The sequence below is a fragment of the Microbacterium sp. Leaf320 genome, assembly GCF_001423485.1.
In the GTDB taxonomy this organism is placed as follows: Bacteria; Actinomycetota; Actinomycetes; order Actinomycetales; family Microbacteriaceae; genus Microbacterium.
In genome coordinates this window covers 461,817-475,690 of record NZ_LMOD01000001.1, presented here as the reverse complement: position 1 = coordinate 475,690, position 13,874 = coordinate 461,817, and the positions used below count along the sequence as shown (strand labels likewise).

At 69.2% G+C, this 13,874-nt stretch carries 12 protein-coding genes; 4 read left to right on the top strand and 8 right to left on the bottom strand.

The annotated features are described in order from the left end of the window. Window positions 1–15: 15 nt before the first annotated feature. The 4 genes from ASF63_RS02210 to ASF63_RS02195 all read right to left on the bottom strand — a co-directional run bounded on the left by ASF63_RS02210 (window position 16) and on the right by ASF63_RS02195 (window position 3,260). The gene (locus tag ASF63_RS02210) at window positions 16–1,230 is read right to left on the bottom strand and encodes an ABC transporter permease (RefSeq protein WP_056509005.1); all 1,215 of its coding nucleotides are present in this window, start codon (window positions 1,228–1,230) and stop codon (window positions 16–18) included. Further along, on the bottom strand, window positions 1,227–2,015 hold the full coding sequence (locus tag ASF63_RS02205) for an ABC transporter ATP-binding protein (RefSeq protein ID WP_235560667.1): 789 nt from the start codon (window positions 2,013–2,015) through the stop codon (window positions 1,227–1,229). Before ASF63_RS02205 ends, ASF63_RS02210 begins: the two co-directional genes overlap by 4 nt. Further along, window positions 2,012–2,971 (bottom strand): efflux RND transporter periplasmic adaptor subunit, encoded by a 960-nt coding sequence (locus ASF63_RS02200; RefSeq protein ID WP_235560666.1) that lies wholly within the window; start codon window positions 2,969–2,971, stop codon window positions 2,012–2,014. The genes ASF63_RS02205 and ASF63_RS02200 overlap by 4 nt, the downstream gene beginning before the upstream one ends. 82 nt (window positions 2,972–3,053) lie before the next feature. After that, window positions 3,054–3,260, bottom strand: a complete 207-nt coding sequence (locus ASF63_RS02195) for a DUF3499 family protein (RefSeq protein ID WP_056508998.1) — start codon at window positions 3,258–3,260, stop codon at window positions 3,054–3,056. 165 nt (window positions 3,261–3,425) lie between these two features. Here ASF63_RS02195 and ASF63_RS02190 point away from each other — a divergent pair, with 165 nt between their 5' ends. After that, window positions 3,426–3,767, top strand: coding sequence for a metallopeptidase family protein (locus tag ASF63_RS02190; RefSeq protein WP_056308476.1), 342 nt, complete (start codon window positions 3,426–3,428; stop codon window positions 3,765–3,767). Between the two features lie 32 nt (window positions 3,768–3,799). Here ASF63_RS02190 and ASF63_RS02185 read toward each other — a convergent pair whose 3' ends face one another. The 4 genes from ASF63_RS02185 to manA form a co-directional block, all read right to left on the bottom strand. Beyond that, on the bottom strand, window positions 3,800–5,182 hold the full coding sequence (locus tag ASF63_RS02185) for a DUF5719 family protein (RefSeq protein ID WP_056508995.1): 1,383 nt from the start codon (window positions 5,180–5,182) through the stop codon (window positions 3,800–3,802). Beyond that, window positions 5,179–8,250: a glycosyltransferase gene (locus ASF63_RS02180; RefSeq protein WP_082477784.1), complete on the bottom strand. Its 3,072-nt coding sequence runs from the start codon at window positions 8,248–8,250 to the stop codon at window positions 5,179–5,181. Before ASF63_RS02180 ends, ASF63_RS02185 begins: the two co-directional genes overlap by 4 nt. Before the next feature lie 148 nt (window positions 8,251–8,398). After that, window positions 8,399–8,716 (bottom strand): WhiB family transcriptional regulator, encoded by a 318-nt coding sequence (locus ASF63_RS02175; RefSeq protein WP_082477783.1) that lies wholly within the window; start codon window positions 8,714–8,716, stop codon window positions 8,399–8,401. A 161-nt stretch (window positions 8,717–8,877) separates the two neighbouring features. Continuing rightward, window positions 8,878–10,014 (bottom strand): mannose-6-phosphate isomerase, class I, encoded by a 1,137-nt coding sequence (gene manA / locus ASF63_RS02170; RefSeq protein WP_056508993.1) that lies wholly within the window; start codon window positions 10,012–10,014, stop codon window positions 8,878–8,880. Between the two features lie 87 nt (window positions 10,015–10,101). On the opposite strand from manA, the gene ASF63_RS02165 reads away from it, so the two are divergent. The 3 genes from ASF63_RS02165 to ASF63_RS02155 all read left to right on the top strand — a co-directional run bounded on the left by ASF63_RS02165 (window position 10,102) and on the right by ASF63_RS02155 (window position 13,869). Next, window positions 10,102–11,517: an O-antigen ligase family protein gene (locus ASF63_RS02165; protein ID WP_056508989.1), complete on the top strand. Its 1,416-nt coding sequence runs from the start codon at window positions 10,102–10,104 to the stop codon at window positions 11,515–11,517. Next, window positions 11,514–12,812 carry an O-antigen ligase family protein gene (locus tag ASF63_RS02160; protein WP_056508986.1) on the top strand — a complete coding sequence of 433 codons (1,299 nt, stop codon included), beginning with the start codon at window positions 11,514–11,516 and terminating at the stop codon, window positions 12,810–12,812. Before ASF63_RS02165 ends, ASF63_RS02160 begins: the two co-directional genes overlap by 4 nt. A gap of 100 nt (window positions 12,813–12,912) precedes the next feature. Beyond that, a complete protein-coding gene (locus ASF63_RS02155) occupies window positions 12,913–13,869 on the top strand; it encodes a glycosyltransferase family 2 protein (protein ID WP_056508983.1) in 957 nt (318 codons plus the stop codon). Window positions 13,870–13,874 lie beyond the last annotated feature (5 nt).

The following is a 13,874-nucleotide window of genomic DNA, read 5'->3' as shown; positions in this document are numbered from 1 at the left end:
GCCACCCTGCGCCTGTCAGAACCGGATCGCGTCGATGACCTTCACCCGCAGCGCGACGAGCGCCGGTATGAATCCCGAGACCGCGCCCACGATGATCGACGCCGCCAGACCGACGAACGCGGCCCGCATCGGGAACGGCGGGATGTCCTGGATGCCGTAGAACAGCGAGGTCACCACCCACTCCGAACGCAGCACGGCGACGACGATCGCGATGCCGACGAGCCCGGCGACGGTGGTCGCGACGAGGCTCTCGAGGAAGACCGAGAAGAAGACTCGACCGGATGTCGCCCCGAACGCGCGCCGGACACCGATCTCACGCACCCGCTGGCGCATCGCCACCAGCTGGATGTTGATCAGGCTCAGGGCGCCCAGCGCGAGGATGACTGCTGCGATGCCGCCCGTGACCATCTCGAACGTCGCCTGAGCGTCGAGGGCTCCCGGCTGCGCCGCCCAATCGGAGCGGCTCACCGATACCGTCTGTCCCTCGGGCAGCCCCGCCCGCAGATCCATCGCGAGCACGGGGGCGACGGCATCGACCTCCGTCTGTCCGAGCCACACCTCGTACTGCGGCCATGCCCCTTCCGGGAGGGCGTCGACCCGAGCGCGATACGCGTCGTAGAGGATGTCGACGCGTAGCTCCTCGTCGCCGAAGCCCTGTCGGGGCACGACGCCGACGACCTGATAGGTGCCGCCGGCCGCTCCTGAGAGGGTGAGGGTCGGATGCTGTGCGACCGGCACCCGACCGATCCGGTCCCACAGCGCCTCGGTGATCACGACCGGGGGCGCGAGGGCTTCGACATCGTCATCGCGCAGCCAGCGGCCTTCCAACAGCTGCTCCCGGTGGATCTGGGAGTACAGCGGATCGATCAGGCGCGCGTTGACGTCGACAATGCCGTCCGGCAGCTGAACGGGAACGGCCATCCCCTGTGCGATGCGCGCGGTGTGGCTGAATCCGAAGCGTTCCGCGACCCGTGTGAACCGCTCGTCGAAGGCGTCGACGTCGACGGGCAGACCGTCAGCGGTGCTGATGCCGACGACGAGCGTCGCCGCACGTCCGCCCCACCGGTCCGATTGCTCTGCCTGAAACTGCCTCTGGTACTCCGAGAGTGCGACGACTCCCGTGAGCGCTGCCACCGAGACCGCGATGCCGATCAGGCTGAGCAGCACCCTCAGCTTGTGCACCCGGATCTCGGCCCACGCGTCGGAGAGCGCGCCGAGGATCCCGGTCATGACGAGGCCTCCCGGCGCGTCGCCGGCACCGATGCCGACGGTACCGCCGCCAGATTCGACGGCACCGATGCCGCCAGTGTCGACGCTTCAAAGGCGCGGCTGAGGTCGGCGGTCTCGAGCACGCCGGCATCGAGGCGATAGTGTCTGCGCGCGCGAGCGGCGACGTGCAGGTCGTGGGTGATCGTCACGAGCGCCGCGTCCGTCTCGGTCGCGACCTCGTCGAGAAGCGACATGACGGTTGCCCCCGTGTCGATGTCGAGGGCGCCGGTGGGCTCGTCGGCGAGGATCAGCACAGGGCGACGCACGAGCGCTCTGGCGATCGCCACACGCTGCTGCTCGCCGCCGGAGAGCCGGTCGGCGACCTGCTCGATGCGGTGGCCGAGGCCGACCCGGTCCAGCATGTCGGCTGCGATCTGTCGTCGATTCCAGAAGAGTCGCCCCTTGGCATGGCCGAGCGGCATCATGACATTGTCGAGCGCGGTGCGCCCGGGGAGCAGGTTGAACTGCTGGAACACGAAACCGACGTTGTCGCCACGCAGGCGATCCAGTCGCCCCGACCGCATACGCCGTACTTCACGCCCTTCGAACGCGACGGTGCCCCTGGTGGGGGCGTCCAGCATCCCGAGGATGTTCAGAAGGGTCGACTTGCCGGAGCCGGAGCGACCGACGATCGAGACGTGATCGCCGGCGCTCACATCGATCGTGATGCCCCGGAGGATCTCCAGCTCCGAGTCGTCGGGCAGTCGCACGCTCTTGGTCACGTCGGCCAGAGCGACGAGGGTCACCAGCTCGTCCCACTGTCGCACTGCTCGACGCCCGGTGCGACCTCGTAGCAGAACTCCTCGACCGGAGCGACGAAGCCGGGCACGAACTGCCTGATCGACTCGCCCTCTTCGAGACCGGAGACGACCTCGACCATGGTGCCGTCGTTGACTCCGAGGGTCACCGGCCGCTCCTCGGGCTCACTTCCGTCACCCGCATCCACCCAGACGTTCCCCGTGCCTGCGCCGCCCTGCACTGCGGTGACCGGCACGACCAGCGCGTCGTCGACCTGACCGAGCGCGAGGTCCATCGTCGCAGGCAGTCCAGCGAACACGACCTGAGCGGCCGGAACCGCGCAGCGCACGCTCGCGGTGCCCTCCTGGCTCACCTGCACACGTACCCCGGTGCACGTGAACGGCGCAGGTCCCCCGGTGATGCTCACGGATGCCTCGGCGGGCGCGTTCACCAGTCGGTAAAGCTGCGCGGGCTCCACCGTCGCGAGCAGGTGGTATCGCGCAGGGGTGAGGGTGTAGCTCTCGGTCCCTGCCGAGGTGACCTGGCCCTTCACGAGGGCGATCTCCGATATGTCGCCCGCCTCGGCCGCGACGATGTCGATGTCCTTCTTCGGCTCGTCCTGCCTTATGGTGAAGAGCTTCTGTCCGGCGGCGACGGATGCCCCCTCCGCGACGTGGACCGCGAGGACGGTTCCGGCGATCTCGTTGCGCACGGGGAACGAATCGTCACGTGCGACGTTGCCGCTCAACGTCAGCGCGTTCACCACGGAGCCGCGTTCGACCGGGATGACCGGATCGCTGATCGACGACTCCGGGCTGACCATCGCCTCGGTGCGGTCGGGGAAGAACGCGATCTTCACCAGTGCCGCTGCGCATGCCCCGAACACGAGCACGAGAAGAAGAGGGAAGATCCAGCGTCGCCAGACGATCACGGCTGCCTTTCCGGCCGCGCCGCCTTGGCGCATCCGCGGTCAGCGTAGCCGGGATGCTGGAGGGACACCGGCCCGGTCGGCGGCGTGTCCCGGGTGCTGTTCCGGTCGGATCGGTTCAGGCGCGCAGCGCCTCGTGCCGTACCACGAGCCAACCGGCGGGTACCGACAGTCGATCCGCGTGCTGCGCGCAGAGATCGTGCGCGTGCGGATGATCCGCCAGGCCGAGTGGGCCCAGCGCAGCCATCTGATCGCCGTAGTCGTAGGTGAGCGTCGCCACGGCTTCACGCGCGCAGCCGACCTTCGAGCAGAGTCTTGCGTCCATTCCCGCCAGGCTACGGGCCTCTTCCCACGAGCGCCGGATGCCGCGCCGCCCGGGCCCGCAGACTCGGCCTAGACTTTCGCTATGCCTCGTCGTCCCCGCACCTCCGCCGCTCCGCGCCGCGGTGCTCGACACGGTCGCCATGGCCGTCTCGGACGCAGCGAGGTCGTGCGTCCTCCCCTGGCACCGCTCGACGGTCGTATCGACCGGTTCGACCTCACCGTGGGCACGGCCGTGGAGTTCCTCCGAGGCACCTGGCCGGAACTGCAGGAGGTGCGGTTCGAGATCGGCGCGATGCCGGCGTTCGAGGCGACGGACGAGGTTCCGCGATGGCACCTCGATCACGAGAAGCAGCGAATCGTGCTCTTCCGGCTCCCGATCGAGCGGCTGCTCCCCCCTGGGCACGACGACGGCGCCCACCGACGGATGGCCATCGAGAGCGCCGTGTTCCGGGCCGCTGCTGAGTACGTCGGACGCGAGCCCTGGGACCTCGGCGGCCACGACCACTGAGGTAGGAGAGTCGTCTGTCCCCGACCCTCGCGTCAGGGATAGACGGTGATGCTCTGCTGGGCTCCCGCCGAAGGCCACACCGGCCAGACCGCGAGCGCCCCGGTGGCCGTCATCGCGACGGACGCGTGCACAGGGCCCGACGTCGACAGGGCGTACACAGTGCGTTCCTTCACCGGCACCGATGCCGACGATCCCGCGGGAACCGTCACCTCGATGGGCTCTCCGCCGTCGACGGGGGTCAGCTGCACGGTGGAATCGGAGTCCTCGCTGTTCACGAGCACGGCCCGGGGCGACGGACCGGCCGGGATCGACACATAGACGTCGTCCTCGACCTCCGGTGCCGGCAACGCCCAGGCGAAGTCTGTCTGCGGACCCGCGCCGTCCTGCTGCCGCACGGCTGCCAGCACAGGAGCATCGGACTCGATCCGCGCCGTGTACTCTCCCGGCGCGAGAGTCGAGAGCGAGAGCTCGGTCGGCACGTCGGCGGTGAGCGGAACGGTGAGTTCTGCAGCGGTCGAGGCAGAACCGAGCTTGCTGAGGGTCACGACCGCCTCGGCATCCACATCCGGCGAGAGCAGCCGCACGACCGCCATGTCGGAGTTGTCGCCCTCGTTCTCGAACACCTGGATTCCCGGGATCACGGGATTGCGCTGCGGTGCCGCCACTGCATCCTGCAGGTCGACGCCTGCGGGGTCGAGCGTCCGCGTGAGCGATGACTGCAGCACGGCCCGCACCGGCGAACCGGTGGCGGTCACCTTGACGACCGGATAGTCGGACCCTACGGCGATCGATGTCAGGGGGAGCGCGATCTGAGACTCGGCGGGAACGATCACGGTGCTCGATGCACGGACCGACCCGAAGACGCCGAGAGTCACGGTCGAGGGCACGACACCGGGGTTGGTGAGGACGATGAGATCCTCCGTCCCTGTGGCCACGGTGCCGCCGACGAGCCAGGACTCGAGCCCGGCGGGGCGACAGGGAGCGGCGGCGAGCCCGAACAGGTCGTCCTCGGCGAGCGTGACCGATTCGGTCGCGCCGAGCAGCGGTGCCTCGCGACCATCGACCGCTCCGACCAGACGCTGGGCTGAACCGCCGTCGGCGAGGTCCTTCGCGGGCAGCAGGCTCGACTCCGGACGCCCGGAGGACCCCTCAGCGGTCAGGCGCAGCTGAGCTGCGGAGACCATCTCGAGCGATTTCGATGGGGTGCGCCCGATGGCACGGAAGTCGCCGTTGCAGACGAGCACCGTGTCACCGGGAAGGGGCGTGACGTCGGCCTGGGCGGGTTCATGCGTGACGGTGGGCCAGGGCGCGGTGACCGCGACCACTGCGCCGATGACGCATGCTGCGGCCACGACGGCGCCGGTCAGGACGCGAGCGCCGGTGGCAGCCACCCGGAATGCACGGTTGGTGCTCATCGTCGCGCCTCCTCGTCGTGGTGGGATCCCTCGTCGGGGTCGCCCTCTGATCCATCCGCCGCGGGCTCCGCAGCGGGCACGTCCGCTGCAGACTCTCCGTCCGCAGCACCCGCCGCACCGGCCGGTTCGGCAGGTGCTGCGGAGTCGGCGGCATCACCGTCATCATCCGGTTCGGCCGGAGCCTCCGGTACGACTGCCGGGACCTCAGTCGAATCATGCCCGTCGTGATCCTCCGGGTGCCTGGGCAGCACGAGGGGCTCTTCCGCCGCGCGCCCGACGATGCGCGACTTGGCGCGGGCCGCGCGTCGAGACGCACGGGTCGGGACCGACAGCAGGAGCGCGGCGAACACGAGGACCAACTGGAGCGTGATCACCAGTCGAGCGGTCGCCTCCTGTCCGGCGGAGAGCGGAGCGCGGGGTGAGGCGTCCGCCTCGAGCCGATACAGCACGCCGCGATCGGTGGTACCCGCCTGGACGAAGCCTGCACGCTGATCGAGCGACGTCACAGCCACCGTGCGCAGCGTGCGCGCGCGATCCGACTCGTCGTCGGACACCTTCGCCAGGAGGACGTAGGAGATGCCCTGCTCCCCGAGTTCCGCCGCGGCGTCGAAGTCGCGGGCGGAGAGAAGGTCGACCGCGAGGGTCGCGAGGTCGGTACCTCGCAGCTCGGTCGCCGTCGACAGGATGGTCGTCTGAGCGCTCAGCGTCTCGCTTCCGCCCCAGGCCACCTCGGTCGCGAGGCCGCCGTCGTTCTGCGGCGTGAGCACCAGCGTCCCGACCGGACGATCCGCACCCGCCTGCGCGGCGACGTACGCGGGCAGTGTCGAGGCTGGGCCGTCGCGGAGCGCCGAGGAATCCGAGTGGAACGCGGCGAGCGACGGAACGGCGCACACCGCGATCGCGAGACCCGCGACCGCGGCACTCAGAACACGCAGACGAGGGATCGTGAGCGCAGTGTCGAGGGTCACGAGCGCCGCCCCCGTCACGCCGATCCACGCGAGGCTCAACCCGGCACCCGGCCAGATGGCGACGGGCACTCCCTGTGCGAAGGAGACGGTGACGCCCACGGCGAGGAATGCGGTGGCGAGGCCTGCGAGGGCGACGACGAGGAGGGTGATGCCGGCGCGCCAGCGAGGCGCGACCGCAGATACGAGCGCCAGCAGTGCCAGTGGTGCGAGCAGCAGGGCGACCCAGGGTGCCATCTCCAGCCCGAGCCACGATGCCCAGCCCCAGCCGGCCATGTCTCCGGTGGGGAAGCCCGTGGCCAGCGCGAGCCGGCCGGCGGCATCCGCTGTCGCCTGGGGACCGGCCCAGATGGACCCGGGGTCGGCGAGCACGGCGATGAGGCTGCCGTGACGCAGCTGCCAGAGCACGAGAGGCGCGAAGAGAGCGATGGCGGGTACCGGTACCCAGAGCAGGCGGATCGCTCCGCGGATGCGCGCACCGGCGAGCGTGATGCCGAGCGCGACGACCCACAGCAGCAGGAGCGCAGGCGCGAGTGAGGGGGCGCAGGCGGTCACGGCGGCGAACAGGAGCGATGCCGCCCCGGCCGCGCCCCACGAGCGATGCGCCACGACCGCAGCGTGGAAGAGCCACGGGAGGAGCAGGTGCACCAGCACGCCCGTGGGACGACCGTCGACCAGGGCGGTGAGGAAGGTGGGTGCCAGCGCCCAGATGATTCCGGCGAAGATTCGGAGACCCGCGCGGTCCGTCACTCGCGTGGCGGCGAACCATCCGCCGAGCACGGCGAGCGGAAGCGCGAGCATCCACAGGAGTACGAGAGAGAACGAGGGGGCTCCCGGCCACAGCGATCCGAGAACGGCGATCACCGCGGCGAAGGGATCGGCAGGACCGACCACTCCGGCACCGAGGCCGCGCAGCCCCCAGGCCGCGTCAGCCCACAGCGCTTCGACGGTCGCACGCAGAGGCAGGAGCGCGCCGCCACCCAGGACGGGCCACGCGAGCACTGTGGTGAACGTCGCGATGCTCACCACGAGTGCTGCGAGCACAGCCCAGGCACCGCCACCCGAGAAGAATCGGAGCTCGCTGACGGCTCCGCCCTCGCTGCCGTGCCCGTCGTCGAGACGCCGGCGCAGATCGGAGCTGCTCACGCGGAGCGGCGCGATGCTCGACCAGCTGGAGGTGCGGAACGCGCGGATGCTGCCCCGCGAGCGGGCGATCGCCGCGAAACGGAACATCGCGGTCACAGCGGCGCCCCATTCCGGGGCCACCGCCTCCGGGCGCTTGCCCACGAGGTGCGTCACCGATCGCCAGAGTGCGAGCGGAAGAAGTGTGAGCCAGTGCAGCGGCACGGCGACGGCGGGTGCGTAGGCGAGGCGACGATGCAGCTGGGCGAGCCTCGTCGCGAACGCGCGCTTGCTGCGACCGTGCGGCAGCGTGCCGGGGCCGCCCGGTGAGACCGAGACCCGAGCCGACGGCGCGAGCACGACGCGTCCACCGCCGAGTCGCGCACGGACGCCGAGATCCAGTCCCTGATCAGCTCCGGCGAGTGCCGGGTCGGGTCGGAGCGCATCGCGCACCTCGCCGCGGATCAGCATTCCGCGGATGTCCGCGCCGAGCGCGTCATCCGTGCCGTCATGCTGCCCCTGGTCGAGTTCGCCGGCTGCCAGTTCGACCGTGCGTCCGAGGGTCGTCATGCTCACGCCCAACGAGACGATCTCCCGCTCGTTGTCGGTCTGCACGAGTTTGGGAGCGACGATCGCTGCGGACGGAGATCGTTCGAGCGTTCCGACGAGTCTTTCGAGTGCGCGCTCGTGCGGCGCCGTATCGTGGGCGAGCAGCCAGACAGCACTCCCCTCGAGGATGCGGGGTCGGGCGAGCTCCACCGCGTCGGCGAAGGATGTGCCGCTGCGGGCCTGGATGATCCCCTCGACCGCGGCCGCCACCGCCTCGCTCTCACGCGCCGATGTGGCATCGCCGCACACCACCAGGGTGATCGCCGCCGCCGGTGTGGTCTGGGAGCGCAGAGCGTCCAGTGTGCGGAGCAGCTGCGCGCGGGCGGAGGAACCGGGGCGCGCGACGATGATTGCATGAACTCGGGCTGGCATGACCTGGTCAGCCTATGCGCGCCGCGGTATTCCGCGGACCAGCGGCCCCGGCGTGGCCGCGAAGCTATGAGCGACGGGCACAGTCCGCCAGAGACGGCAACGGCGCCGCGTCTTGACCGTGGTCAGGATGCGGCGCCGATGAAGATCGTCAGCTTGCGCGGCGCTTGAGCTTGCGGCGCTCGCGCTCCGACAGCCCGCCCCAGATTCCGAAACGCTCGTCGTTGTTGAGCGCGTACTCGAGGCATTCACCGCGGACATCGCATGAGGTGCAGATGCGCTTGGCGTCGCGGGTCGAGCCGCCCTTCTCGGGGAAGAAGGCCTCGGGGTCGGTCTGCGAGCAGAGAGCGTCGCTCTGCCAGGCGAGAGCGTTCTCGTCGTCGACCTCGGCCTTCCGAACCCCGGGAACACCGAGGTTGATCGGATCGACGAACCAGTTCTCCGGTACGTCTGAACGGTAACCCGTCATCTCGCTCTCCAACCCCTGTATTCCGCCCCCTCGGCGGGCCGTGCTCAACTAATTACACCCGTGTCATTCCCATCGGTCAAGTCGCGGATCGTAAACCCTCAATCAGGTCTTGAAGGTTCTTGAGCCTCGTACGGCGTGTCGTGTCGGCATCCGGCACTCAGTCAGCTGGTGGATGCACCCGGAGACGCGATGAACGCCTCCCCCTGCCCCGAGAGGGCCAACCGACCCTCGTCGGGCGTCGCGAAAGCGGCCGTCCCGATAGGGACGGCGAGCGACTCGCCGTCCTGCCCGCGGACCTCCACTCGACCGGCCGTGACGAGCACCATGGTGGGCCCGCTGACATCGACCGACACCTCGTCGCCGTTCAGAGCGACGCGACTCAGCGCGAAGTCCGCCACGGGCACCGGGTACTCCGTGATCGCGCCGACCTCGGCCGGGCGGAGCACCGGCACCTCACCGGTCGTCGTGTCGAGGATCGAGAGCAGTTCGGGCACGTCGATCCGCTTCGGAGTCAGCCCGCCGCGCAGCACATTGTCGCTCGCCGCCATGATCTCGACGCCGAGGCCCGAGATGTAGGCGTGCAGAAGGCCCGCGCGGAGGAAGACTCCCTCGCCGCGACGGAGCACCACGTGATTCATGAGCAGAGCGACCACGACGCCGGGGTCACCCGGGTAGGTGTCCGCGATCGCCGCGACCGCCTCCAGGGTGGTGCGCCACTCCCCCGAATCCGTATCGACCGCCGCACGCACCGCGGCGACGACGTCATCGACCACGGCCTGAGCCTCCCCGGACAGCAGCCAGCCGATCGTGTCGCGAAGCACGTCTCCGTCGGCATCGAGTCGAGAGGACAGCTCGACGACGCCCGTGCTCTCCCCCAGAGCGGACAGCAGGCGCCGGGTGCCGGCGAGAGGACGGAGTCCGCTCAGGGACTCGAAGCGCTCGCTCAGCGCGACGATCAACTCGGGCTTGTGATTGTCGTCGCGATAGTTGCGCTTCGGGTCGTCGGCGCCGAGCTCGGCCTCTCGCGCCCATCCGGCCCTGGCCTGCTCGATGGTCGGGTGCACCTGGATCGACAGCGGAGAGGCCGAAGCCAGCAGCTTGAGCAGGTAGGGCAGCGATCCGCCTGTGACGGCGTCCAGTGTCCCGCCGCTGCGCACGTCCGCCGGATCCCCCGGGTGGTCTCCGAACCAGACCTCAGCCTCGGGGCCGCCTGCGGGAGCGCGACCTTCGAGGTCGGCGAGGAGCGTCGGCGATCCCCAGGCGTAGTCGCGGGGCACGTTGGAGAGACTGAGCAGCATGCCACCAGAGTATTGGCACCGGAACCCGCCGTGCCACGAGCGCGACGCTCAGGCGCTCTGCGAGCTGTGCGCTGTAGCCTGAACGCGATGGCGCACTACACGAAGCATCCGGTGGCCGCCCCGCCCACCGCGCCCGAGCGCGAGTCGACGGGGCATCTTCTGCTGCGCGGATACATCATCCTCGTCCTGTTCGTGACGTTCGCGCACTCGGCGGTGTACAACCTGCTGGGAGAGATCGGCGCAGCGATCACGCTGGTCGTATTCCTGCTCGCCACGCTCGGCATCGGCGTCCCGATGATCGCCCGCAAGCGCCCGCACGCTTTCGCCTGGCGTCGCCTGCCCTGGGCTGCGACGGCCTACACCGTCGTCGCACTGCTCTCGGTCGCCTGGTCGCAGTGGCCCGGGGCGACGATCATCACCTGGGTGCTGCTGGCGACGGTGACCGTGAATGCGCTGTTCATCGTGCACGTCCTCACCTGGCACGAGATCGTTCGGGCCCTCGCTTCGGCGTTCAAGTGGATCCTCGGCCTGTCGCTCGCGATCGAGCTGTGGGTGGCGCTCGTCGTGCACGGACCGATCCTGCCGAACTTCTTCGTGCGCCCCGAGGGAGAGACGAACGCGCACTGGTACTGGGTGCGCGGCAACCTCCTCGACGGCGGCCGCATCCAGGGCATCGTGGGCAACTCCAACCTGCTCGCGATCATCTGCCTGTTCGCGATCCTCACCTTCGGAGTGCTGTTCGCTGCACGCACGCGCTGGCGGACGACTCTCGCTCTCTGGGCCCTGCTCGCCGCGTACTTCCTGCTCAGGGCCGGGTCCGCCACCGCATACGCCTGTGCGGCCGCGGCGGGAGTCGTGCTCGTCGTCGCACTGCTGATGCGCCGCACGAAGACGCCCGGCGGACGCACCAGGCTCTACGTGCTCTTCATCGGCGGCGCCGCGGTCATCGGCACCGCTGTATGGCTGCTGCGCGAGCCGCTGTTCGCTCTGCTCGGTCGCAGTGCGGATCTGACGGGCCGCTCCGACAAGATCTGGGAGAAGGTCCTCGAGCGCGCGGCCCAGCATCCGCTCTTCGGCAATGGCTTCTCGAGCCCCTGGGTGCCGTTCGACCCCGCGTTCGCCGGGTGGATCGAAGACCACGGGATCACGGTGTTCCACGCGCACAACATGTGGCTCGACGTGCTGATGCAGCTGGGCGTGCTCGGACTGCTTCTGGTCGCACTCGCCTACCTCGGCCTGCTGTGGCGCTCCTGGTTCTTCGCCATCGACCGGCCGCGGTGGGATCTGCAGTCCGACCGACCGTACTCGGCGATCACCCTCCTGCCGAGCCTCTTCACCGTCGTCCTGCTCGTGCAGGGGCTCACGGAGTCGACGCCCATCATGCTGTGGGGCTGGATGCTGCTCGTGCTGCTGTCGTTCAAGATCAAGGCCGTACCGCTCGTCGGGGTCGGCGAGCGCGAGCGCGTGATCGAGCGTGGCGAGAGAAGTCGGCGGGTTCCGTGACCTTCGGACGCCGTGTGACGGATCTGCTCGGCTCGGCCGAATTCGCTCGCGCCTACACGGTCGCCGTGCTGACGGCGGTCTTCGCGGCCTTCACGATCGAGCGCGCGGCGTCGCCGGTGACGCTCGCCACCGTCATCGGCGTGCTCTGCGCGCTCGGCGCCTGCATCCTGTGGGTGCGACGCGAAGAGCTCTCCCTGCTGCGGATCGCGCCGTCGTCGCTGCTGGCGTTCCTCGTCTGGGCGGCCGTCAGCGTCCTGTGGTCGACCGACAGGTCAGACACAGCGCTCGGATGGATGGAGCTGTTCGGCTTCGCGTTCCTCGCCATCACGGTGGGACACATCCGCGACACACTGCAGACCGTCCGGGCGCTCGGCGACACGCTGCGACTGCTCCTGATCGTCTCTCTCGCCCTCGAGATCCTCTCGGGTGTGCTGCTGGACACTCCCTTCACCTTCCTCGGGATCCAGGGGCAGCTGGCGGTCGGCGGGCCGGTGCAGGGTCTCTTCGGCAGCCGCAACATGCTCGGCTTCGTCACCGTGATCGCGCTGATCACGTTCGTCGTCGAGTGGCGGTCGCAGTCCCTGACCGCACGCATCGCGATCCCGTCGATCGCGTTGGCGGGCCTCCTCGCCTTCTTCTCCTCCTCCCCCATGGTCCTCGTCCTCGCCGCGGCCGTCGGCGTCGTCGCCGTGGCCCTCACGATCGTGCGACATGCACCCGCCGAACGAAGGACGCTCGTGCAATGGGTGCTCGGTGTGCTCGTCGCGCTGGCGCTGGCCGCGGCATTCGCTCTTCGCCACGTCATCATCGCGCTGCTCGATGCGGGGTCCGACTTCTCGTCCAGGGCGACCCTGTGGAACACGATCCTCGACTTCGTCGCCCTCAAGCCGGTCGAGGGGTGGGGCTGGTTCGGCTCCTGGGCGCGGGGAGAGTACCCGTTCACCTACATCAACTTCCTACTCGACGACCACCATCAGAGCGCGCTCAACGCGTACTTCGACGTGCTTCTGCAGCTCGGCGCAGCAGGACTCGTGCTGTTCCTGCTGTTCGGCGGCATCGCCACCATCCGCTCCTGGCTCGTCGCGAGCGTGCGGCGCTCCGTCGTCTACGCATGGACGCCGCTGATGCTGGTCACGCTCGCCGTGGAGTCGATGTTCGAGAGCTTCACCCTGGTCGGCGCCGGGTGGTTCATGCTGGTGCTGTGCGCCCTGCGCGCGGGCCAGACGCGGTCGTGGAGAGAGAGCATCGACGCGGCGCACACGGGCGCGATCCCGACGCTGCGCCCTCAGGCCTGAGCGCACCGACGCGCCCTCGGGGGATTCCGCAGGTCTTCCGGGTAGGGTGGGATCTGCTCGCGGCGCCCTGCGGGCACCCAGCCACCGGAGAAATCACCTCGTGACACACGCCCCCTTCGACCCGGCGTCCGCGACGATCGTCATCGTCACCTTCAACCGATCGCACCTGCTGACCGGTCTGCTCGAGAGCATCACTGCGATGGATCCGAAGCCCGGCCACGTCGTGATCATCGACAACGCCTCGTCCGACGACACGACCGATGTCGTCGACTCGTTCCGTCCTCGCCTCGGCACCGAGCTCGTCTACCGACGGCTCGAGACCAACACCGGTGGGTCCGGCGGCTTCAGCGAGGGGATGCGCACGGCGTACGAGATCGGATCCGAGTGGATCTGGATGATGGACGACGACGTCGAGGTCGTCCCCGACGGTCTCGCGAAGATGGGCAAGTGGGCTCCTCGCTTCAAGAGCATCCAAGGTCGCCGCTACGACTACGACGGCAGCGAGTTCTACTGGCAGTACCGGATCGCCGAGCGCATGGGCATCCCGATCCCCTTCGCTCCCTCGGGGTTCGACGCCTCGGGCTACAAGGAGATGAACTCCGGATGCTTCGAGGGCATGTTCATCCACCGCTCGATCGTGACGCAGATCGGCCTGCCCGACCACCGCTTCTTCATCTACTGGGACGACCAGATGTACGGGTGGCTCGCCTCCCGCAAGACCACGGCGGTGATCGTCGATGAGTTCGTTCTGCGGCGCACCCGCGAGATCAAGCAGTGGGACATGGGCATCCGCCACATGAACGCGTCGAGCAATGCCTACCGCTTCTACATCATGCGCAACCGTGCGTACATCAAGCAGTACTACCGCATCCACGACAACTACAACCCGGTGCTCTTCGGTCTCGGAACGTCGATGACGTTCGCGAAGGAGCTCATCCGCCTGCTGTTCGTCGAGCGGACGGTGCGGGGAACGAGCAATCTGTTCCGTGGGCTCAAGGAGGGCGGCAAGCTCGGCCGCGACCGCTCCTGGAAGCCGATGCCCGCACTGGAGGACTGACCGGC